The sequence below is a fragment of the Natronococcus amylolyticus DSM 10524 genome (genome assembly GCF_000337675.1).
In the GTDB taxonomy this organism is placed as follows: domain Archaea; phylum Halobacteriota; class Halobacteria; order Halobacteriales; family Natrialbaceae; genus Natronococcus; species Natronococcus amylolyticus.
The window spans coordinates 118200-139983 of record NZ_AOIB01000021.1 but is presented as its reverse complement, the minus strand read 5'-3'; the positions used below and the strand labels follow the sequence as shown (position 1 = coordinate 139983).

25 protein-coding genes and 2 tRNA genes are annotated in these 21784 nt (G+C 65.8%); 16 read left to right on the top strand and 11 right to left on the bottom strand.

Annotated elements, in window-relative coordinates:
- Positions 1 to 24 precede the first annotated feature (24 nt).
- Together C491_RS09605 and C491_RS09600 are read right to left on the bottom strand one after the other, a co-directional pair.
- Complete coding sequence (locus tag C491_RS09605) at positions 25 to 405, bottom strand: hypothetical protein (protein ID WP_005555653.1); 381 nt, start codon at positions 403 to 405, stop codon at positions 25 to 27.
- Complete coding sequence (locus tag C491_RS09600; protein ID WP_005555650.1) at positions 402 to 2819, bottom strand: penicillin acylase family protein; 2418 nt, start codon at positions 2817 to 2819, stop codon at positions 402 to 404. The genes C491_RS09605 and C491_RS09600 overlap by 4 nt, the downstream gene beginning before the upstream one ends.
- A gap of 133 nt (positions 2820 to 2952) precedes the next feature.
- Between C491_RS09600 and C491_RS09595 the strand changes: the two genes are divergently transcribed.
- Entirely contained in the window at positions 2953 to 3372 is a 420-nt protein-coding gene (locus C491_RS09595; protein WP_005555647.1) for an SRPBCC family protein, read from the top strand.
- A 76-nt stretch (positions 3373 to 3448) separates the two neighbouring features.
- Positions 3449 to 3808, top strand: coding sequence for a winged helix-turn-helix transcriptional regulator (locus C491_RS09590; protein ID WP_005555645.1), 360 nt, complete (start codon positions 3449 to 3451; stop codon positions 3806 to 3808).
- Positions 3809 to 4049: 241 nt separating this feature from the next.
- Here C491_RS09590 and C491_RS09585 read toward each other — a convergent pair whose 3' ends face one another.
- Positions 4050 to 4496, bottom strand: a complete 447-nt coding sequence (locus tag C491_RS09585; RefSeq protein ID WP_005555644.1) for a UPF0179 family protein — start codon at positions 4494 to 4496, stop codon at positions 4050 to 4052.
- 219 nt (positions 4497 to 4715) lie between these two features.
- On the opposite strand from C491_RS09585, the gene C491_RS09580 reads away from it, so the two are divergent.
- The 4 genes from C491_RS09580 (at position 4716) to C491_RS09565 (ending at position 7464) form a co-directional block, all read left to right on the top strand.
- Positions 4716 to 5372 carry a trimeric intracellular cation channel family protein gene (locus tag C491_RS09580; RefSeq protein ID WP_005555642.1) on the top strand — a complete coding sequence of 219 codons (657 nt, stop codon included), beginning with the start codon at positions 4716 to 4718 and terminating at the stop codon, positions 5370 to 5372.
- Between the two features lie 75 nt (positions 5373 to 5447).
- Complete coding sequence (locus tag C491_RS09575; RefSeq protein ID WP_005555640.1) at positions 5448 to 6521, top strand: Mrp/NBP35 family ATP-binding protein; 1074 nt, start codon at positions 5448 to 5450, stop codon at positions 6519 to 6521.
- The gene (locus tag C491_RS09570) at positions 6518 to 6748 is read left to right on the top strand and encodes a hypothetical protein (protein ID WP_005555638.1); all 231 of its coding nucleotides are present in this window, start codon (positions 6518 to 6520) and stop codon (positions 6746 to 6748) included. The genes C491_RS09575 and C491_RS09570 overlap by 4 nt, the downstream gene beginning before the upstream one ends.
- Before the next feature lie 62 nt (positions 6749 to 6810).
- Complete coding sequence (locus C491_RS09565) at positions 6811 to 7464, top strand: uracil-DNA glycosylase (RefSeq protein ID WP_083909300.1); 654 nt, start codon at positions 6811 to 6813, stop codon at positions 7462 to 7464.
- Positions 7465 to 7467: 3 nt separating this feature from the next.
- Here C491_RS09565 and C491_RS09560 read toward each other — a convergent pair whose 3' ends face one another.
- Entirely contained in the window at positions 7468 to 7686 is a 219-nt protein-coding gene (locus C491_RS09560) for a hypothetical protein (RefSeq protein ID WP_005555633.1), read from the bottom strand.
- 97 nt (positions 7687 to 7783) lie between these two features.
- Between C491_RS09560 and C491_RS09555 the strand changes: the two genes are divergently transcribed.
- Both C491_RS09555 and C491_RS09550 read left to right on the top strand, forming a co-directional pair.
- Complete coding sequence (locus C491_RS09555; RefSeq protein WP_005555632.1) at positions 7784 to 8518, top strand: hypothetical protein; 735 nt, start codon at positions 7784 to 7786, stop codon at positions 8516 to 8518.
- 41 nt (positions 8519 to 8559) lie between these two features.
- Positions 8560 to 8643: transfer RNA gene (locus C491_RS09550), tRNA-Ser, on the top strand.
- A gap of 338 nt (positions 8644 to 8981) precedes the next feature.
- On the opposite strand, the gene C491_RS09545 is transcribed toward C491_RS09550, so the two are convergent.
- From C491_RS09545 to glmS, 7 genes are all read right to left on the bottom strand, one after another.
- On the bottom strand, positions 8982 to 9170 hold the full coding sequence (locus tag C491_RS09545; RefSeq protein ID WP_005555630.1) for a hypothetical protein: 189 nt from the start codon (positions 9168 to 9170) through the stop codon (positions 8982 to 8984).
- An 81-nt stretch (positions 9171 to 9251) separates the two neighbouring features.
- Positions 9252 to 9473, bottom strand: a complete 222-nt coding sequence (locus C491_RS09540) for a hypothetical protein (protein ID WP_005555628.1) — start codon at positions 9471 to 9473, stop codon at positions 9252 to 9254.
- 273 nt (positions 9474 to 9746) lie between these two features.
- Positions 9747 to 10796 carry an L-malyl-CoA/beta-methylmalyl-CoA lyase gene (citE, locus tag C491_RS09535; protein WP_005555624.1) on the bottom strand — a complete coding sequence of 350 codons (1050 nt, stop codon included), beginning with the start codon at positions 10794 to 10796 and terminating at the stop codon, positions 9747 to 9749.
- A 45-nt stretch (positions 10797 to 10841) separates the two neighbouring features.
- A complete protein-coding gene (gene mch, locus C491_RS09530) occupies positions 10842 to 11921 on the bottom strand; it encodes a 2-methylfumaryl-CoA hydratase (protein ID WP_005555622.1) in 1080 nt (359 codons plus the stop codon).
- Positions 11914 to 13191 (bottom strand): methylaspartate ammonia-lyase, encoded by a 1278-nt coding sequence (locus C491_RS09525; RefSeq protein ID WP_049891683.1) that lies wholly within the window; start codon positions 13189 to 13191, stop codon positions 11914 to 11916. The genes mch and C491_RS09525 overlap by 8 nt, the downstream gene beginning before the upstream one ends.
- Positions 13181 to 14632 (bottom strand): methylaspartate mutase subunit E, encoded by a 1452-nt coding sequence (locus C491_RS09520; RefSeq protein ID WP_005555618.1) that lies wholly within the window; start codon positions 14630 to 14632, stop codon positions 13181 to 13183. Before C491_RS09520 ends, C491_RS09525 begins: the two co-directional genes overlap by 11 nt.
- Positions 14633 to 14642: 10 nt before the next feature.
- Positions 14643 to 15098, bottom strand: coding sequence for a methylaspartate mutase subunit S (gene glmS, locus C491_RS09515; protein WP_005555617.1), 456 nt, complete (start codon positions 15096 to 15098; stop codon positions 14643 to 14645).
- Positions 15099 to 15235: 137 nt separating this feature from the next.
- Between glmS and mct the strand changes: the two genes are divergently transcribed.
- The 8 genes from mct (at position 15236) to C491_RS09475 (ending at position 21762) form a co-directional block, all read left to right on the top strand.
- A complete protein-coding gene (gene mct / locus C491_RS09510; RefSeq protein WP_005555615.1) occupies positions 15236 to 16426 on the top strand; it encodes a succinyl-CoA:mesaconate CoA-transferase in 1191 nt (396 codons plus the stop codon).
- 94 nt (positions 16427 to 16520) lie between these two features.
- The gene (locus C491_RS09505; RefSeq protein ID WP_005555614.1) at positions 16521 to 16841 is read left to right on the top strand and encodes a DUF5785 family protein; all 321 of its coding nucleotides are present in this window, start codon (positions 16521 to 16523) and stop codon (positions 16839 to 16841) included.
- Positions 16842 to 16901: 60 nt separating this feature from the next.
- Positions 16902 to 17663 carry a GTP cyclohydrolase III gene (locus C491_RS09500; protein ID WP_005555612.1) on the top strand — a complete coding sequence of 254 codons (762 nt, stop codon included), beginning with the start codon at positions 16902 to 16904 and terminating at the stop codon, positions 17661 to 17663.
- Positions 17664 to 17795: 132 nt separating this feature from the next.
- On the top strand, positions 17796 to 18398 hold the full coding sequence (locus C491_RS09495) for a CBS domain-containing protein (RefSeq protein WP_005555610.1): 603 nt from the start codon (positions 17796 to 17798) through the stop codon (positions 18396 to 18398).
- 79 nt (positions 18399 to 18477) lie between these two features.
- Positions 18478 to 18987, top strand: a complete 510-nt coding sequence (locus C491_RS09490) for a GNAT family N-acetyltransferase (protein WP_005555608.1) — start codon at positions 18478 to 18480, stop codon at positions 18985 to 18987.
- 11 nt (positions 18988 to 18998) lie between these two features.
- A tRNA-Thr gene (locus tag C491_RS09485) sits at positions 18999 to 19072 on the top strand.
- A 712-nt stretch (positions 19073 to 19784) separates the two neighbouring features.
- Entirely contained in the window at positions 19785 to 21194 is a 1410-nt protein-coding gene (locus C491_RS09480; RefSeq protein ID WP_005555606.1) for a hypothetical protein, read from the top strand.
- Between the two features lie 286 nt (positions 21195 to 21480).
- Positions 21481 to 21762, top strand: a complete 282-nt coding sequence (locus C491_RS09475; protein WP_005555604.1) for a HalOD1 output domain-containing protein — start codon at positions 21481 to 21483, stop codon at positions 21760 to 21762.
- The last annotated feature ends 22 nt before the right edge of the window (positions 21763 to 21784 follow it).

Sequence of the window (21784 nt, the reverse complement as noted above, 5' to 3'; positions counted from 1 at the left end):
CGCTGGCTCTCCCACCCGGCGAACTCAGACGACGCCCCGAAACAGCGCACCCAGCGCGGGCAGCCCGAGCGCGCTCGCGACCGTGACGTAGACGGCGGGCGTCATCTCGAGGATGCGCCAGGCCGAATCTCCGAGTCCGATCGCGAACGCCACGAGGACGAGAACGCCGAACCCGAGGGCGCCGGCGAGCCCGTGCCACACGGTCGGCGAGATGAACCCGACGAGCGCCCCGGCGACGACGAGCCCGAGCCAGTGGAGCCACGCGAGGAGGAGGCCGATCGGGACGACGACGAGGACGGCCAGCCAGTGAGCACGGGGTTCGGTTCGGACTCGCTCGAGCGCGGCGTCGATCGTCCGATCGCGGTCGCCGCCCGCGTCTCCTTTGCTCCGATCGGTCGTGGTCACGACGACCCCTCCTCGAAGACGACGTCGGGCTCGCCCTCCGTCTCGAGCGTTCGATCCATCGGCGTCTGGTCGTTGGCGAGCCACCCCTCGAGCTGGTCGCCGTAGTGATCGGAGAAGTAGTCGCCCGAGTTCCCGCCTGGCAGGATCGCGGTTGCGTCGCCGCCGGGCTCGACGACCATCCGCCAGCTCGCGCCGACCGCCGAGTCGACGCGGTAGTTTTTCACCGTCGCTCGCGAGCCGTCCGCCGGCAGTTCGGGATAGTTCAGAAACGGCGCCTCCGCGCCGAACGGGTGCTCGACGATTCGCGTCGAGTTCCAGTCGCCGTAGCGCTCCCATCCGGCGTCGTCGATCTCGTCGAGGGCGTCCTCGAGCGCGGCGACCATCGTCTCGTCCCGCGAACGGTCATCGAAGAACCGGCTGTCGGCAGGAAGCGTCGCGATCACCCAGTCGTCGGGGTAGTACGACTCGTCGAGGTCGGCTTCCTCGAACTCCGGTTCGACGACCAGTCGCCGAAAGCGGTCCATCCAGCGGGCGAAGAGGAGCGCGCCGCGAGAGTCGGCGTCCATCCTGTAGTTCCAGTCCGCGAGGGTCTCGCGGGCGTCCTCGAGGGCGCCGTCGGATTCGTCTCTGCCTTCGGTTCGCTCCTCGAGCGCCTCGAGCAGCTCCGGCACCAGCTGTTCGGCCCGGCCGTCGTAGACGTCGTTCTGTAGCTCCCGGTGGAACTCGAGGTCGGTCGGCTCGCCGGACTCGACGGCGTCGTCGAGGCGGTCGTATATCCGGGCGCCCCGGTAGGGGGTGGCGTAGTCGACCCCGATGTAGTGCTCGGAATCGTCGACGACCCGCTGGTTGGCCGTCGCGAGAACGTCGGGATCGATCGCGTGGGGTTTCTCCTCGAATGGGACGAACCCCTCCCAGGACGACTCGCCGAACGGCTCGAACCCCTCCCAGGACGACTCGCCCTCGCCCGCGGAGCCGTCGAAGACGCGATTCCCAGAGACGACCTCCCCATCGATCTCGCGGATCGGGAGCTTGCCCGTCGCGTAGTACAGCGTCCTCCCGTCGGCGTCGGCGTAGACGAGGTTCTGGGTCGGCAGGTCGAACTTCCGGGTGGCCTCGAGCAGGTCCTCGAGGCCGTCGCTGCGCTCGTACTCGTAGATCGCCTCGGTCGTCCGCGTCGCCGTGTGGCCGGTCCAGGCGACGCCGACGGTACGGCCCTCGCGCTCGAGGACGGGCCCGTGGACCGTTTTCCTGACCTCGAGGGTCCGATCGTCGCCGCCCGCGACGGCGATCTCTCGCTCCTCGCGGTCGAACTCGCGCCACTCCCCGTCGTAGCGGTAGCGCTCGCCGTCGTCGTCGATCTCGTAGGTGTAACAGTCCAGCACGTCCGCGCCGACGTTCGTGAACGACCACGTCCCCCGCTCGTTCGCGCCGGCGATAACGAATGGGACGCCCGGAAACGTCGCGCCCCGAACGGAGGTTTCGGGGGTCTCGACGTGCTGTTCGTACCACAGCGGCGGCGTCATCAGCGCGAGGTGAGGGTCGTAGGCGACGATCGGGCGGCCGCTCTCGGTGTGCTCACCCGAGACGACCCAGCTGTTCGAGCCGACGCCGGTGGGCGACTCGAACCTCGAGAGCCAGTCGGTTAGCGCCGGATCGAGGGCGTCTCCCCCCGAGATGGAGTCGGCGACCTCCGTCTCCTCGAGAGTCTTCGCCTCGACGGCCTCCCGCAGGATCGGCACGTCGTGGTCCAGCCGCTCGGGGAACAGTTCCTCGAGGACGCCCTCGCCGAGTCGGTCGGCGATCAGCGCGCGGCGGAGCTCCCCGAAGTTCCCGGTCAGGTCCCACGATATCTGTTTTTCCATGAGCATCGAGTCGACCGGCGTCCAGGGATCGGGCTCGTACCCCAGGAGCTCGAACTCGAGGGGCAATCCCTCGCCGTCGATGGCTGCGTTGACGCCGTCCGCGTAGGCTTCGACAAGCGGTCCAGCGGGCGTCTTGGCGACGTACTCCCAGGTCGCCTCGGCCGCGCCGGCGAAGTCCATCGCGACGTGAAACTCGTCGTCTGCGAGGGTTCCCTCGCCGGCCAGCTCCGACACCCGCCCTCGCATGACCCGCCGTTGCAGGTCGAGCTGGGCGAGTCGGTCGAACGCCTGGACGTAGCCGACGGCGAAGTAGGCTGCGGGCTCCTCGTCGGCCTCGACGCTCGGAACCCCGTACTCGTCGTAGCGAACGGTCGCCTCGCCATAGGGGTTCGCAACGCGCCCGGAGAGCGACCTGTCGGCCGCATCCCAGGCGGTTCCCGAGAACGGCGCGAACTGGTCGAGCAGCTCCCGAGCGCCGGTCAGCGTGAGTCCGCCGACGCCGGCGGCGAGGGCACCGGCGAGGAGACCGCGGCGCGTGGTAGAGGACGGCACTGGTTCACGATTCGGCGCTATCGTCATAACTGTCAGCGTCGAACTCCGACGGCGCCACCATCGGGCCGCCGAATCGGACTTCGAACGGTTCCCTGGGCAGAACGTCCTTGTCGCTGGCTCGCGTCGTTCGGGTATGACACGGCTCCAGTTCGCCTCGACGCCGGACGGCCGTCGGCTCGAGGCCTCCCACGTCCTCGCGGTCCCGCCGGCGGCGGCCTGGGAACTGCTCGTCGACACCAGGCGGTGGCCGGAGTGGTCGCCGCTGATCAGCGGCGTCGACGCGACCGACGCCCGCGTTCGGGCAGGAACGACGGGACGGATGCGAATCCCCGGTGTCTGGCTGCCGTTCGAGGTAACCGACTGTACGGACCGGCGGTGGACGTGGCGCGTCGCTCGAATCTCCGCGACCGGCCACCGGGTCGACGAACTCGCCGCGGACCGCTGTCGGGTCGTCTTCGAACTCCCGCCGAGCGGAGCGGGTTACGCACCGGTCTGTCTGCGCGCCCTCGAGCGGATCGAGTCGTTGCTCGAGGACGAGGTCGAGACGCCGTAGCGTCGCGTCGCGGTATCTCTCGGTTAGCTGGTTCGCATCCGAACTGCTATACGGCGGGCTGTCCTACAGCCGGATAATGGCAACCCCGCAATCACAGGACTCCGCCGAGCGCCAGGAGGAGGCCTGTCCGGTCGTCGAATCGATCGAACAGATCGGCTCCCAGTGGCGACTCGCTGTCCTTCACACGCTGCTCGAGGGCGAACACCGATTCAACGAGCTCAAACGGGAGACGGGCGCCAACGCTCGCACCCTCTCGCGGGTGCTCGACGACCTCGGCGAGATGGGGTTCGTCGAGCGCCGCCTCGAGGAGGACGCCCCGATCGCGACCTACTACAGCCTCACCGAGAAGGGGGAGTCCCTCGAGCCGGTCTTCGAGGAGATCTCCTGCTGGGCCGACAGCTGGCTCGAGGGCGAGGGCCTCGAGGTCGACGGATAGCGACGCTACCGATTCTCCAGCGGCGATCACTCCGTCACGAGCGCCAGCGTCGCCGGGACCGCGTCGGCGAACGCCGCCGCCGCCTCCCGGTAGTGCAGTCACGCCGGTTCGACGGCCGCGTTCCACCCGCCGTTCGACGACTCGTTTGCGCCCGCCGGACGCGTCTCGAGTTCGTCGTCACCGTCTTCGAGGAACCGCTTGGGGTGTCTGTCCTGTCAGTGCATCGACCCGTACCCAGCGCTCAGTCGTTCGCTTCGAGCTCGACCAGCTGGAGCGAGCGGTCCAGGTGACAGACGTCGTGTGGCGGATCGCCGACGATCTTCCGGATGCGGTACTCCTCGTCGAACTCGACGCCGTCGGGCTCGCAGTACTCGTGGCTCGGACACTCGACGTACGGACAGGGACCCTGGAGGCTCGCCTTGCTGCCGGCGAAGGCGCCCTTCGTGGGAATGTTCGCCCGCACGGGGACCGGTTCGACCTCGACCGCGCGAACGCCGCCGTCGTGCATGGCACACTCGAGGGTCTGTGCGTTCTCGCGGACCGAGGTGACGCGGTACTTCGTGTCGGGCGAGAGGTTGAGACACTGGCTGCGGTACGGACAGCCCGCACAGCCGTCGGCCTCGCCGTGGTAGACGAACTCGGTCCCCGGCTCGGCCAGGCGGGAGCCGATGAGCGTAACGGTCGACATACGAATCGGTAGTCGCGGGCGGCGGTTAAGCCTCACGTCCCGCGGTCCGAACGCAGCGAGGAATCCCGAGGCGAAAAGCGGTACGTAGGCATCTCCCTGCAACACGGACACCGCGAGAGTCGAGCCGATCGCCGGTAACCACGCTCGAGTCCCCGGGTGAAACCGCAACAATTCTCGTATACGTAGCGTTCAAGGCGCCTTTGCTCGTAGCCGCCGACAGTGACGCAGGATCTCACTGCGGTGTTGTTCGGCGACCCGTTCGCCGTCATGAACACGATCGGGCTGGTCGCGTTCGCACTCGTCGGGTCGAGCAAGGCGATCCGGGAGCGGTTCGACCTGTTCGGGATCGCCGTCGTCGGACTGGCGATGGCCTTTGCCGGCGGCGTGACGCGGGATATCTTCGTGGCCCGCGTCCCGTTGGCGCTGCAGTCGCCGGTCGAGATCGCGCTCGGACTGCTCGGTGTGAGTCTGGCGATCGGCCTGAGCGTCGTGTTGCGCTCGCCGGACGATCATCCGATCACGCTCGTCTCGGACGCGATCGGACTCGCGGCCTTCGCCACGACCGGAGCGATCGTCGCGACGGAGACCGGCGTCTCGGCGTTCGGCGTCGTCGCGATCGCGACGATCAACGCGGCAGGGGGTGGTGCGGTCGCCGACATCCTCCTCGATCGATCGCCGTTCATCCTTCTCGAGGACTTCTACGCGAGCTGTGCGGTGCTGGGCGGATGCGCCTACTGGCTCGTCGGAACCCTCGGGGGGACCGCGGGAACCGCTGCCGCGGCGTGTGCGGGAGTGACGCTCGCAACTCGATTGGTTGCGGTGACCTACGACTGGAGTCTCCCGACGGCACAGCGGTTGGAATCGCTCGGGAAGTAGATCGATTTCGTCGCTCACCCGGCGCTTCGGTATCCGAACACAACCCTTTTCGACGGCGGGCCACACCCTACGAGCATGGACGAAGACGCCGTTCGCGACCGCCTTCGGACGGTCGAGGATCCGGAACTGGGCGAGGATATCGTCTCGCTCGGGCTCGTCAACGAGCTCTCGGTCGAGGGCGACGAGGTCGACATCGATCTCGCGCTCGGGGCACCCTACTCCCCGACCGAGACCGACATCGCCGGCGAGATCCGGGAGCTCCTCCTCGAGGAGGGGCTAGAACCGAACCTCTCGGCGAGCATTCCCGACCGGGATAGCGGGGGCGACGAACAGGTCCTCCCGGGAGTGAAAAACGTCATCGCGGTCGCCTCCGGGAAGGGCGGGGTCGGGAAGTCGACCGTCGCGACGAACCTCGCGGCTGGACTCTCCCAGCTGGGTGCTCAGGTTGGCCTGTTCGACGCCGACGTCTACGGACCGAACGTCCCGCGAATGTTCGACGCCGACGAGCCGCCGATGGCCACCGAGGACGAGACCCTCGTCCCGCCCGAGAAGTACGGCGTGAAGCTGATGAGCATGGCCTTTCTCACCGGCGAGGACGACCCCGTCATCTGGCGGGGGCCGATGGTCCACAAGGTCATCACCCAGCTCACAGAGGACGTCGAGTGGGGGAACCTGGATTACCTGATCGTCGACCTGCCGCCGGGCACCGGCGACACGCAGCTGACGATGCTCCAGACGATGCCCGTCACGGGTGCGGTGATCGTCACGACGCCACAGGACGTCGCGCTCGACGACGCCCGAAAGGGTCTCGAGATGTTCGCCAAACACGACACCGTCGTGCTCGGCATCGCCGAGAACATGTCGACGTTCGCCTGCCCCGACTGCGGCGGCGAGCACGACATCTTCGGATCGGGCGGTGGCGAGGAGTTCGCCGAGACCCACAGCATGCCATTCTTGGGGTCGATTCCGCTCGATCCGACCGTCCGCGAGGGCGGCGACGGCGGGGAGCCGACCGTCATCTCCGACAACGGCGAAACCGGCGACGCGTTCCGAACGATCACTGAGAACGTTGCGAACAATACGGGGATCGTTCACCGACGCGGCGCCTCGCAGCCGAGCGGGACGGGAACCCGCGTCTCGGAGCAATGACCGACGGCGAGAATCTCGAGTTCGAGCCCGACCCTGAACGGGTCGCCGCGCTCCGAGAGATCGCCGACGAGATCCGGGGCGAGAGCAGCGAGCGCAAACAGCTCGCGAACATCCTCTACCGGACCAGCGACCTCTACGACGAGAGCGAGGACACCTCGCCAGAGGAGATCGTCCGTAACGTGAAGTTCATCCTCGAAGTCACCGAACGGGGCGGGCTCGGTCGGTAGCGTACTCCGTTCACACCGGCGCCGGGCGCGTCGCTTTTAGTTCCCTGTCCCGAGCTACCACCGTGGACGCGAATCAGCAAACCCGCGCGAACCCGTACGGCATGGACGAGGACTGCCGGAACTGTCCGGCGCTCTGTGAGACCCGCACCCAGGTCATCCACGGCTACGGCGACGTCGGGGCCGACTTCCTGTTCGTCGGGGAGCGACCGACCGCCAGGGCCGACGAGGTCGGGGTACCGTTTCTCGCCGAAGACGAACCGGACGAGGGCGACGAGCGGGGAACGTCGCTTCGTCGGATGCTCGAGCGGCTGGCGCTCTGTGATTCGACCTCGCCCGACGACCGACCCGAACTCGAGAACGTCTACCTGACGAACCTCACCCGGTGTCGCGACCCCGATCGGAAGCCGACCGACGAGGAGATTGGCAACTGCGAGCCATATCTGAACGCCGAGATCCGGATGATCAACCCCGAGATCATCGTCCCCGTCGGCGAGCGTGCGCTCTCGGAAATCGGCGTCGAGTACACGACGACGCCCGTCGAGGAGCTCGACCTCGAGGCCGATCACGCGACGACCGTCCGCGGTCGAGGGTTCGAACTCGTCCCCATGATCGAACCCCGCAAGCAGACCGACGAGCAGACCCAGGCGTGGCTCGAGCGTTTCGTCGAGCTGATGGCCTCGGACTACAGGCAGACGAAGGGACGACAGGAACGGTAGCGCCTACCAGTACGGGTTCTCCAGTCGTCGCGTCGATCCCGACCCGAGCGCGATCAGCGCGCCGACGACGACGGCGGCGACGGCCAGCGAGCCGACCGTCGGTACGAGCCACTCGCCGGGCGAGTCGATGACGTAGCCGGCGAGGAATCCGCCGACGCCGATTCCGACCAGCAGGGCGATTACGAGCGTTCCGACCAGTCCGGTGCTCGAGCGCGTGTCCATACCGGACGGGCGGGCGCCACCCACATAACTTTACGTCGACGATGGCGCCTCGAGCGGGAGCCGGCGCGTTCAAGGCCCGCCACGCCCGAGACCGGGTATGATCGTCGTCGTTCCCGTCTCCCCGTCCCGCGAGGGACTCGTGCTGTCGTCGCTCGCCGACCGAACGGTGCTGACCGAGACAGAGGCCGTCGAGCTCTACGAGGCTTCCGTCGTCGACGTCCTCCGTTCGGTCGCGGCGAGCGGCGGCGACCTGCTCGTGAACTACCGCGACGAGAAGACCCTCCCCGACTCGTTCTCGGGAGAACCGAAGGCGGAGATCCGAGAGCTTGCCACCGCTGCGCTGGGCGACCTCGAGGACGTCCGGTTCGAGCGCCAGGTCGGCTCGACCCGCTCGGCGCGGATCGGGAACACGGTGACCCACCTGCTCGAGCGCGAAGACGCCACCAGCGTCGGCGTCCTCGAGCCGACGGCGCCGCTGATCGGACGCACCGAGATCGACGGTGCAGCGATGTCGCTGCGGCGCCACGAGGTCGTCCTCGGTCCCTCCTCGGGCGGCCGAACGTACTTCGCCGGATTCGGCGAACCGATCGACTTCACGGATTCCGACGCGGTGCCCGAACTGGTGACGCTCGCTGAGCGAGCCGACGACGCCGGACTGGGCGTCGGGTTCGCCCCGATGCTGCCGACGATCGCGACCGAATCCGGGCTCTGTGCGACGATCGCGGGCGGCCGGGCTCGAGCGGTTGCCGACCGCTCCCAGGGAGCGACGACGGCGATCCTCGACGAGATCGGAGTGAGCGTCGGCGAAGGGGAGTCCCTCGAGCGCGAGTAGACCGATAACCCTTTTTGAGCGGGTGGAGAACGTAGGGATGAGGTGGGGTGGCAGAGCGGCCTAACGCGCCTGCCTTGAGAGCAGGTGGCTGTCAAGCCTCATGGGTTCAAATCCCATCCCCACCGTTTTTCGGCGAACAACTGCGACGAGCCTCGCGAGGAGCACGTGAGCCGAAAAACGAAACGGTGGGATTTGAATCAGACCGAGGTTCTGCGAACGCAGTGAGCAGGTTCTCGGGCGTGGTTCAAATCCCATCCCCACCGCTTTTGCGAGGAACACTACGTGAGGAGCAAAGCGTGGACGATGGGTTTGAACGAGAGAAGACGCAGCCCGCACAGCGAACGGAGTGAGCGAGCGGGACCGTCTTCGCGTAGTTCAAATCCCATCCCCACCGTCTTTCCCTGCGATCGACGACGAACGAAGCGAGGACGCCGGTATGGACGGATCGGATGTGTCGTCCGACTCACCGCACCGAGGACGCCGATTCGGAGTGGCGCAACAGCAAGAACAGCCCCGGTGCGAACAGGATCGTCAGCGCGATCACGAACGACAGGACTCCAAACGGGAAGATAGCAGACAGCTGAATCGCGAGGAGGATGACCAGGAGTCCGATGATAACGTTCAGCCGAAGAAGGACGTCCTCGTCGGTCATTGGTTCCGGATTTTAGACAGAACGACAAGTGTCTTTGGGCCGCCGCGTAGCGGCCCGCAATCCGACCGAAGCGCGGTGTGATTAGCGGTAGACGCTCCGATAACGCTTGCGGTACTCGAGCACGCCGAGCCGGGCGCGGCGCCGCGAGCGGAACCCGAATCCGACCGCGAGGCAGTCCGGCTTCTCGCACCCCCAGCTGAACGTCCCCGTCTGCGGGTTCCGCGCAACCGTGACGTCCGTATCGCACCGCGGACACCGCCACCCCCACCGGATGTTGCCCGCCGGTAGTCTCGAGTCCGTCATGCCAACCCGTCTCGAGGGTGGGGGGCGGAACAGAAATCGATCGGGCTGTACATGGTGTCGCTATTTATCACGGCCGCGGGCATAGAATAGTAAGAACGACTGAATGTATGTGTGTTTTGTGGGGGATCGAGCCCGCTCGAGACCGAGTGGGAGGACGGCCTCGAGAACGGACTGCGGTATCGAACGCCAAATAGCGTTCCTCGAGTGCGCTACCCGATAGATTCACTCGGCTCGAGCCGAGATCGAACGAAAGTCGGGACGACGACTCAGCGACTACCGGTAGGAGAGCTCGAGCTCGAGCGCCCGTCCCAACAGCCCGTCGTCGTAGCGCTCGTCGGTCTGGTCGGGCCTGCGGTCGTGGATCGCGCGGACCGTCCGAACGGTGTTGCGGAAGTTCTTGAACGTCGCTTCGTCGACCATCTGGCCGTCGATCGTCACGGCGCCGGTGCCCTCGCGTTTGGCCTCGTTGAAGCGCTCGATCTTGTGGACGTCGCGCTCGAGCTCCTCGGGGGTGGGCATGTGGATCGTGTTCGCCTGGATCGTCTGTTTGGGGTACAGCGACCAGGAGCCGTCCAGACCCACCTGGGCCTCGCGTTCGACCTGGTCGGCGTAGGCGTCGGCATTGTAGTAGGTCAACCCCGCCCGCTCCTTGAACAGGTCGTCGAACGGGCCGCCGATCGCAAGCAGCCCGCCTGCGCTGGCCTCGTTCGAGAGCGCCTCGAGCAGGCCGTCCCAGCGGGGCATCCCCTCGCCGAGGTCACGGCCGCCCAGCTCGGCGGCGTAGTCGACGGGCCCGAAGATCATGGCGGTGAGCCGGGAGTCGGCGCCGAACTTTGCGATCTCTCGGAGGTCCGAGCGGGCACGCCCGGTCTCGACGATTATCGAGAGATCGATCGAGCCGTCGGCGTAACCGTGTTCGCGCTCGGCCTCCGCGACGACGCCGGCTGCCCGTTCGACGTCCTCGAGGCGGCCGACCTTCGGGACGACCACGCCGTCGATCTCGTCGCCGATCTCGGCGACCAGACGGTCGATCTGCTTGCGGCCCTTCTCCCGATACGTCTCGTCGTCGTAGGCCCACTCGACGCGCGGGTGGATCTCCCCGGGGAACTCGTACTCGGGGACGCGATCGATCGTGTTCTCGAGTCCCTCGGCTTTCATGTTGGGCGCGGTGCCGTCCTCGAGGTCGGGCACGAGCCAGTCGGGCGCCTGAAATCCCTCCGCCTCGAGTGCCGAGAGGAGGTACTTCGCCGTCTCCTCCTTGGGGACGGCGGCGGGCGCGGTCTGGAACGTGCGACAGAGTCGGATGTCGGTGTCGTCGGTCATGCGTGTAGATGGGTCTGCTGTGATCGGAAACGGTTGGCAGGCGGTTCAGCTCGAGCGCTTGCGGATCTCCGCGGTGCGGGTGCCGGAGTACACCGGTTCGTCGTTCTGGTTGAACGCGATGTGCTCGAAGCGGACGGTTCCCGCCTCGTCGCGGTCAGCATCTTCGGCCTCGAGTACGCGCGTGAACGCGTAGACGGTATCGCCCGGCGTGACGAACGTGTGGAACGTCTCGTCGTCGAACCCCACCTCGCGATAGGTGTCCTCGTCGGAGCGGGCGTGACCCAGCGCCGTCGATCGGGTGACGTCGCCGTAGGTGACGATGTCGCCCGACGGCGAGTCGGCCATGACGTCGGCGTTGTGGTGTTGCTTGGCGGTGTTGAGCGTCGCCAGCGGCAGGCCGGCGACGGTCGTGTCGTCCTGCGTGCGACCCCGCTCGTGACGGTAGGCGACCGCGGCGTCCCGGTCGTCGGCACGCTCGAGGGCCTCGCGGAAGTCCTCGAAGGCGCCGCCGTCGGGAGTAACGAACTCGCTCGGAAGTGCGGGCTCGTCGGGCTCCTCGGCCGTCGCCGCGCTTCCGCCCCCGTCGGTCGCCACGGGCTCGCGTCGCGGGATCATGTTCGTCCGCTCGTAGGAGCACAGGACCTCGTCGGTCTCGGCGTCCCGCCCACGGGTGCGCCAGGTGACGATCCCGTACTCGGGCCGGGAGCTCGAGGTCGCCGTCGAGACGACCTCGCTCTCGACGCGCAGTTCGGTGCCGGTGTAGACGGGGGTGCCGGGGAACCGGACGTCGGTGCGCCCGAGGAAGTACCCCCCTTTCTCGCTCAGGTCCTCGACGGTGATGCCGAGCGTCGCGGCCGTGAGGTAGTCGGGGTGGATCGGCGGTTCGTCGAATCCTCGATCTCGAGCAGCGTCGGTTCGCCAGTAGGCCGGGTCGTGGTTCAGCGTCTGGCTCATCCAGGCCTCGTTACCCCACTGCGTGAGCGTGAGCCCGGGATCGTGTTCGATCAGGTCCCCCTCCCCGAACGCTTCGAAGAAGTTCCCCTTCTCGCGGGTGTCGGCACGCTCGAGCGCGCGCGAGAACGTCTCTGCATCGGTCCAATCGATCTCGGTCATCTCGTCAGTCATCTGCAGTCACCTCGTCTGCGCTCGTCGGCCGCTGTTCCCGTGTTCGCCTAGCGACGGCCCGACGCATCTCGTTCTCGACGATCATGTACCCCTCGTCGAATCCCATCCCGGGCTTTGCAAGCACCTGTGCGGCGCCGGTCGCGAGCGCGACGTGCGAGCAGGCGCGCGCGGACGTTTCCGTCTCGTTGCAGGTGCCGCCCAGGTAGGCGCGGGTGTCGGTCCCCTCGCAGTATCTGACCGCCTGGCCGCTGCGGTGGATTCCGCCGAGGTCGGGGGTCTTGATCTGGACGACGTCGGCCGCACCCCGGTCGACGAACGCCCGCACGTCCTCGAAGGTGTTACACCACTCGTCGGCGACGATGTCGACGCCGACGCCGGCGTCGGCGAGTCCCTCGCGGAGCTCGATCATCGCCTCAATCTGTGCTTCGCGAGCGCCGACGTCCATCGGGCCCTCGATCTGGATCGGGTACGGGGCCGCGGCGTCCTCGAGCGCCCCGAAGTAGTCGACGACTTCGTCGCGGTCGTAGGGCGCGCCGAAGATTTCCCCGATCATTCCGTACACGTCGATGTGGAACCGGGGCTCGTAGCCCTCCGGCCCGAGTTCCTGCGAGCGCTCGGTGAGCCACTCGACGTACTCCAGCAAGGTCTCGCCGTCCTCGCCGATCTTCTCGACGCTGTTGATCAGCCCGTGGGGGAGGACGGGAACGCCCTTGACGAACATCTTCTCGGTGTTGACGTACCGATCGTCGCCGGACTGGCCGAAGACGGGGACGGGTTCGGTCGCCGGCTCCGTGCCGAGTTCGTCGGCGAGGACGTCGGTTCTCGTGGTTCCGGCGTCGTGGGCTGCCGCCGCCAGCAGGGCCTGGGAGACGCCGTAGCGGATCGCCGTGTGGAGGCGATCCCCGTCGAACTCGCCGTCCTCGAGCAGGTCGGCGTTCGCGAGGAACTCGCTCGCCTCCCGACCGACGAGCTCCTCGGCGACGGGACCCTCGACGACCGGGGCGTACTCGGCGGCCCGAAAGAGCGGATCGCGACCGCCCGCCCCGGAGTACTGGACCGCGGCGCAGTCGCCGCGGTGGACGCTGCCGTCCGCGAGTTCGACGTCGACGATCAGCGTCTCGCCAGCCTGGCGGATCTCGTCGAAGCCGTCGGTGACGGGCGTGCCGTCGTAGGTGAATCCGTCCTGGACGGCGCCCTCCTTGATCGCGCGCTGGTCGTCGAAGAAGAACCCGCTGTAGCCCGGCGTGGCGTGGATCGCCTCAATCCGCACTGCCGACACCTCCCTTGTCCTGGGGACGGCCGATGAGCTTCCCGTCGCTGATCGCGTCGACGTCGTCGGCGACCATGCGGAACGACTCCTCGCGGCCCTCGGTGGTGGCCCGCTGGGAGAGCCGGGCCTTGTGGATCTCCTTGATGTCGTCGTCCATCTCGAGGTCAGCCCACTCGAAGATCCGGACCCGGCCGTCGTCGTCCCGGGCGGGTAACACGGCGCCCTTCGCGCTGTCGCTCGGTGCGAAGGGGACGTCGAGCGCCCCCGAGTCGAACGCCTTGATCGTCCCCTGAACGACGTCGCCGTCGCCGTGGCTGAAGATCGTGTCCATGAGACACCGCGTCTCGCGCTCGATCAGGTCCTGTTCCTCCGCGATGCCGTCGATATCGATGTTCTGCTCGATCGCCATGTCGATGACCTGTCGCGTCGTGCGGAGCCCGGAGGCGTTTGCCTCCTTCGTCGGGACACCCTGGAACTCCTGGGGCGACTTCGTGATGACCTTGTCCGGTTGGGCGATGGCGGCGGTCATCCCGCCGAGGCTGATGACGCCGTTGGCGCGGGCCTCGTCTGGCGGGAAGCCGCCCATCCACTCGTGGAAGACCGTCGTCACACAGACCTCGTCGGGGAGGTACTCGTCGCCGAGCTTCTGGAGGGCGTTCAGCGCGGCGACGTCCTGGACGACGTTGCCGACCTGGCCGTAGCCCAGCGTGATCGAGCGCACGCCCTGCGTGGCGGCGAGCTGGCCCTCGACGATCATGATCGCGATCGCGATCGACGGTGGCACGAGCGTCCCCGTTAGTGGGCCGAACGGCTCGCGGTTGATCCGCACGCCCCGTTCGGTGTACGCGCCCGCGAGTCGATCCACGAACTGCCACTTCTCGATAGTCTCCTCGAGCCCGTGGCGTTTCGTGTAGGGGATGTTGTAGGAGATCGGGCCGCCCTCGAAGCTCTGGAAGCCGCCGGCGAAGGTGATCGCCGCCAGCAGGCGAGCGTCGGGGGTGCCGTGGCGGACCTCGATCGGGGCGTCGATCGCCTCGATCAGCTCGCGACAGCCCTCGATCCCGTGGTTGACCGCGGGGAAGCCGTTGAGGGTGTCCTCGCCGGTCTCGCGGGCCTTCTCGAGACCCTCCTGGGCCTTCCCGTACTCGTTGTCGCGCGTGTAGGAGTCGATCGTCGTCGGCAAGAGGTCTGCTTTCCCCTCGCCGTGGAGGTACTCGAGCAGCTCGATCTGGTCGCCGAGTCGCGGAACTCCCGCGCGCGGTTGCAGGAGGGGGCTGTCGGCCGACTCGAGGACGTCGGCGAAGCGTTTGCTCGCCGGCAGCGACTCGTGGTAGGCAATCGCCGCCTCGAAGTCGACGGCCTCGCCAGTGGACCAGCCGGACCGGATCTCGTCGTCGATACGCCGTAGCTCGTCGGATGGAATGCGTTCGTCTCGTATCATCGAGCACCGGTTAGCTGCTGACGGTAACCCGTTCGGATTCCGTGGTCGTAACGTGGAGGTCCCGCTCGAGGGCGGCGATGGCCTCCTCGGGGTCGGTCTCGGAGTCGAAGACCCGATCGAACCCGAGCTCCTCGAAGGTCGCGCGGGTCTGATCGAAGTCGTCCTGCCCGACGGCGAGATTGCCGCCGATGTAGGTGAGGGCGTCGACGTCGGCCTCCGCTAAGACCTCGTGGAACCCCTGGCAGTCCTGCTCGGCGTGACCGTAGAGCGAGGAGACGAGTACCGCCTCCGCCGAGTGGGCTACCGCTGCCTCCGCAAAGTCCTCCTGGGAGGTCTGGACGCCGAGGTTGACGACGTCGAAGCCAGCTGCACTCAGGGCCTGCTCTAGGATCGTGATGCCAACGACGTGGGCGTCGGAGCCGATCACGCCGAGGACGACCGTTCGGGACATCGTATCCAGAACCATGATGAATTGCCGTATAAAGTTAATGGTTGATCATGATAATACTCCTTATACACCCTAACACCACCCCCTTGAGAGACAACCACACCTTCATGATCTATTGCAAAGGTTTTTGCGCCTGTCCGCAGACAGTCGCCTCCATGGGCGCACTGTCGAACCTGCGCGTGATCGACCTGACGCAGGTGCTGGCCGGCCCGTACTGTACGATGTTGCTTGCGGATATGGGCGCCGACGTCGTAAAGATCGAGCGCCCGGGCGGCGACCTGATCAGGTCGAACCCGCCGTTCGTCGACGACGCCGAGGCGGAGGCCTACGGCGGCTACTTCCAGAGCGTCAACCGGGGCAAGCGCAGCCTCGAGCTCGATTTCAACGATCCCGACGATCGCGAGGACTTCCTCTCGCTCGTCGAAGAGGCCGACGTCGTCGTCGAGAACTACCGCTCGGGGACGATGGAAAAGTACGACCTCGGGTACGAAACGCTCAAAGAGCACAACCCGGAGCTGATCTACTCCTCGATTCGCGGCTTCGGTGATCCGCGTACGGGCGAGACCCACCGACAGGGCCAGCCCTCCTTCGACCTCATCGCGCAGGCGTTGGGCGGCGTGATGGAGATCACCGGCCAGGAGGAGGGTCCGCCGACGAAGGTCGGTCCCGGAATCGGCGACCTCTTCACCGCGACGCTGAACTGCATCGGCATCCTCGCCGCCGTCAACCACCGCCACTGTACCGGCGAGGGCCAGTACGTCGACACCGCGATGTACGACGCGATGCTCAGCATGACCGAGCGAGCTGTTTACCAGCACTCCTACACCGGCAAGGCGCCGTCGAGGCGTGGCAACTCCCACCCGACGCTGTTCCCCTACGACGCCTTCGAGACTCGCGACGGCCACGCCGTGATCGCCGCCTTCGGAACGAACCACTGGAACGAGGTCTGCGAGGCGATGGGGCGGGAGGATCTGGCCGCGGAGTACCCCGAGGCAGCCGATCGCCTCGAGCACCGCGAGGAACTTCGCGAGGAGATCGCCGACTGGGCGGCCGGCCTCGCAACCGCCGACCTCGTCGAGACCCTCGAGGGGCGGGTTCCGGTCGCACCGGTCCAGAGCACCGACGAGATTTTCGAGGATCCCCACGTCCGCGACCGCGAGATGCTCGTGCCGGTCGAACAGCCCGGTTCCGGCGAAACCGTCGAGATCGCGGGCTCGCCGATCAAGATGACCGAGACCCCGCCCGAACCCGGTGGACGGGCGCCACTGCTCGACGAACACCGCGAGGAACTGCTCGAGGACGGCGAACTCGAGCGAACCGACGCCGAAACGGCTGCGGACGACTGATCGGTGACGAGGGGACGGCTCCCCGCGGAGCCGCCTCGCGGCGCGCTCGGATCGGAGAGTAATCCTTTTGCGGTCCCCACACACACCTCGGAGTATGGACTGGCCATTCGACCCCGACGGGGAACAGGGCAGCGAGGGAATGCGGAAGTTCGACATGCGGATCATCGCCGACAAGATCGACGAGGAAGAGGACTTCCCGATGAACCGCGACGAGTTCGTCGCCGAGCACGGCGACGATCCGATCCGGATCAACTACCAGCGTGTCGTCCCGATGCGCGAGATCTTCGAGTACGTCGAGGTCGAGGAGTTCGAGACGATACTCGACATGCACAAGGCCGTCGGTGCGGCGATGCGGGCCGGCGACTTCTGGGAGTACCACCCGAAGGGGAGCGACCCGGAGAAAAAGCCCGCCTGAGCCGTCACGGATCTGGATTACGTACCACTTATACGACGCCGATCGAAACCTTCGGGTACCGTGACGAACACGCAGGTTACGCTCCTCCAGATCGACAACTACGGTCCCTGGACCGTAACGCCCGAACCGCGCCGGGAAGCCGATCTCCAGACGCTCCAGTCGCGGCTGTACGCCGACGTCTCCCAGTTCGTCGGTAACCGCGACGGCTACGTCTTTTTCACCCGCTTCGACAACATGATCGCCGTCACGAACGGACTCTCACGTGAGGACCACGCGCTCCTCCAGGAGTCCATCGGCAACCGGTACCCGGTGACGGTCAGCCTCGGCGTCGCGACCGGGACAACCCCAGTACAGGCACTTTCGGACGCGACCGCGCTGATCCAGGAGGCCGGCAGCGCACAGGACAAGAACCGACGCGAGTGTCTCGAGGGCCGAACCATCGACGACGCCCACCGCACCGGCGAGGACGTCCAGATCGCACACTTCGACGTTATCGACGCGACGGGCGAGTACACCGACGAGCTCAACGCCTTCGATACGTTCATCGAGATCGAGCAGGGGTACGCCTCGCTCATGCGCCACATGCGACGGGCCCACGAGAGCCTCGCCTTCTTCGTCGGCGGCGACAACGTCATCGTCGTCTGTCCGGACCTCGACGAAGCCCAGTACGAGGAGGCGATCTATCACGTCCAGGAGGACGTCGACGTCGAACTTCAGGTCGGCGCCGGTCGAGGGAGAAGCGCCCACGAGGCGGGCATCGCCGCCAAACACGCCCTCGAGGATTGCCGTGCCGACGGAACCAGAATTGAACTGGGCTGGTGAGGCGGCTCGCGGCCGCACTCGCGTCCGTTCTTGCGAATCTTCGCAGACACTGTCGAACCTCATACGTTTGTCACGCGTTCACTTAACCGTGCCGGAGATAGTTTTTAGCCAGTCCGTGGGATGTGTACACATATGGAACCGGAACTGTCCGTCAGGGAGGTCCTGACGACCGAATACGTCGGCGTCAGCGAGTCGGATCCCGTCTTGGGTACCGTTCGACTGATGCGCGAAGAACGGGCGGGCTGTGCCCTCGTGGTTCGCGGCTCGGAGCCGGTTGGAATCGTGACCGAGTGGGACGTGCTCGGCCTCGTCGCTGAAGAGGACGATCCGGCCGAAACGACCGTCGGGGAGGTCATGACCAGCCCGGTAATCTCGATCAACGCGGGCTGGTCGCTGGCCGACGCCGCGACGACGATGAGCCGACAGAACATCCGGAACCTGGTCGTCGAGAACGACGACGAGGTCGTCGGCGTGCTCACCCAGCGGGACGTCATCACTGCCGCCGGCTCCTTCCAAGGGGCGGCGAGCAGCAGCCCCGACAACTCCCTCGAGTCGGAACGCCCCCTCGAGCAGTCCCGATCCTCGCGTCCCGGTGACGAGCTCGAGACCGAACTGTTGCCAAACGGCGGCGACGAGTTCTCCACACAGGGCGTCTGCGAGGCCTGCGGGTCGCTCGCCGATTCGCTGTGGGATGCCAACGGTCGGTTGGTCTGTTCGGACTGTCGATCGGTTTGAGGTCGCCGCTGGAGCCCGTTCCGGGCGCGACGGCGAGAGATAAGAAGATCTTTTGAACGCAGCTATCGACCGGAGGACAATGACTTCGGACTCACCGATCGTCGAGCCCGCAACACAGGGGGATCTGCCGGCGATCACCGAGCTGTGGGTGCGGCTGGCTCGCGATCAGCGCGACCACGGCTCGTTCGTTCGCGACGAGGAAAACCGGAAGACGATGCGGGAGACGCTCGCCGGACACCTCCACACCGACGGGCTCCTCGTCGCACGCGACGGGGAGTCGATCGTCGGCTTCGTCACCTACTCGCTCGAGCGAGGGTCCCTCGAGCTGGACGCGACACGGGGGCTGCTCTCGAACATCTACGTTGCACCCGCCTACCGTGACCGCGGGGTCGGAACCGCGCTGCTCGAGGCCGCCGAGAACGCACTCGCCGACCGGGGTGCCGAGGTCGTGATCCTCGAGGTGCTGTCGGACAACGAGGCCGCGAGACGGTTCTACGAGGACCGCGCGTACGAACCCTACAGAGTGTCGATGCGACGGTCGCTCGAGGACCGATCGGAAAACGATACACACTCAAAGGAGGAACGGTAACTCACTGCTGCGCCAGGGGAGCATGGGCGGTTCATGCACTCGACTTGTAATCGAGACTTCGTGGGTTCAAATCCCACCCCTGGCTTGACGTCGCGAGCAATCCCGCGAGCGACGAACAGTCACGTGGGTTTGAAGAAGAGAACGGCTTCGCCGTGACCGTTGTTCAAATCCCACCCCTGGCTTGGCGTCGCGAGCGCGAATCGAGCTCTCATCGATCGGTTCGGCTTTGGTTACTTGACGCACAGGTCCGTCCATCTCGAGATAGCGTACCGCTCGAGTCGACTTTCATTTTCTTCGAGTTATTCAGCCGTTAGTCAATGACCGAGTCGTTTCGAACGCGCGCACGTCCCCCCGACCCGTTCCGATTCATGGCGGACTAATTCGGGGTCGATCGGATATAGTTCCGCAATCGATCCGCTGAACCGGGTGAAAAACCCGTAGGAGGACTGTTTCAATACGCACAACTTCTTAGTCCGTATAAGTACTCGGCCCGATCTCTCACGAAACTGTTTTTCGCCACGATCCACACGGTCTGACGCGCTTATTTCCGCGATAACCTCGGATTTCTTGTTCCACTCGCTGGGAACGTCTCGACCCGCTTCGTCGGGCTTGAAACTGTTGAGCGGGGTCGTTCGCGAGCTGAGATACTTTCAAGTCAAATTACTTCGAGTATATGTATAACCGACCCGTTTGTACGGAAAGTCGTAATGTCGAACGACTCTGGTAACTGGCTGACAGGTCGACGAACGTATCTGAAGGGATGTCTTGCGGGACTCGGTACGCTTTCCGTAGCCGGGATGGCGTCCGCGTCTACGGACGCGAGTGCGAGCGAAGACGACTACAGCAACGTGGTCGACATGGTCGAAGCGGGCGCCGACCCGAACGGTAACGAGTCGGTCACCCCCGTTATTCGGGAGAACATCGCAGAGGACACGCTCCTGAGGTTCCCCGAAGGGGAGTACTACATGGACGACCAGGTACGGTTCACCGGGTTCAACAACGTTGGGATCGTCGGAAACGGCGCGACGCTGGTTCCGGCGGACTACCACACGTTCGGGAGCTCGCGGGCCCGACTGTTCCGACTCGGGACGAGCGATAGACCCGGTGGATCGGTCTGGTTCGAGGGGTTCGAGGTCGACCAGACCGCATCTGACACCGGTATCCGCGTGATCAGCGCCGAGGTCACGGACGAACTCGTCGTCCGGGACATTTTCGTCCACGGCGTCCACGATAGCGGCACCTGGGGTCCTGCGCTGTTCAACATCACGGATCCCGACGGCTCCGGCATCGTCGACTGCTTCCACGCGTTCGACGGCGCGGTACACGTCGACGATACGCCGAACGGCGGTCGATGGCGCGGCGCAACGGGAATCATCCTCAACGACAACCACCAGGGAGATATCCGGTTCAAGGACTGCATACTCGGCGGATTCCCCGACAACGGTCTGTACGCGTCCGGTGACAACGGTCGAATCGACGTCGAGGGTGGCTGGTACGAGAACAGCGCCACCGCGTCGATCCGCCTCAGCGGAAACGAGGGTTCGATCGAGGACGCGATCATTGCCGTCGACGAGAACAGCGTTCAGGCGGAGGGACAGCACGCGATTCGTCTCGACCACGCGGATCAGTTCACCGTCTCGAACGTCACCGTCGACATTCCACAGCAGAACGGCGAAGCGATCCGCATTATGCAAGGCGCCGAGTCGACCACGATCTCCAACACTCGAGTTTCCGTCGAGGGTCAGAGTGCGGCCGTCCGCGTCGACAGTGGTGCCGGCGAGGTCGACTTCGTGAACTCCGAGGTCGAAATCAACGGCAGCTCCTACGCCTTCCGCATCCTCGGTGACAGCCCCGGTGCCGTTTCGCTCAAGGACGTCAACATCCTCGGCAGCGCCAGCGGATCCCCGATCCAGCCGGCGATCTTCTGTGAGCGAAACAACTGCCAGTTCGAAGGGCTCTCGGTCGAACAACTCGGCGACGGTCGCCGACGCGGACTCGAAGTTCGCGGTAGCGACTACCTCATCGCGGACAGCGAGTTCGAGACGAGCCACGTTCCGCTCACCGTCCACAACGCGAGCGACGTCACCATCGAAAACACCACCGCAGAGGCCGCCGACGGCGGCAACTCGGTGCGCATCCAGAGCGGCTCGAGTTCGGTCACCATGGAGAACAACGAGTTCCCTGACGGTGTCGACGACCGTCGATAACTCGAGCTAAGGGAAGGGATCGAGAACCGATATCGATCGAAGGGTGGTTCGTTCTTTTGTTTGGGTACCGACACCGTCAGTGTCGGATCGTACGGATCGTCTGTGATAGCACACGGTACTTCCTTCGGTGGGATTCTCGGAAAAAAGAGCGTCTCAGATTCGATCCGTATGTAGTGCACAAATATATACGCTATAGAACATATGTGTCGCGTAGTTCCCTGGGTTGTACTCTTGGGCCGGGCAGAGGACAGAGAGCTTATATACGATGACGGAAAGACTCCGGCTAATGCTACTCTCAGTCGACCGTTCCGACACAGCCTCTGCCGCGTCGTTGAGCTACGAAGTCGTCGCCGCTGTCGCCGACCGAGAGGGTGTCGAACCGACTGACATCGAACCGCCGAAGTACGACGCACTCTACGAGGTCATCAACCCCGAGGCGCTCGACTCGCTGTTTGCCCCCCGAGAGAACGGGATGCATCGGGCCAGCGGACGGATCGAGTTCGACTACTGTGGCTACCACGTCGTCGTAACCAGCGAGGGCGACGTCGACGTCAGAGAACTCGAGTAGACCGAGCCGTTCGAACCGAAAC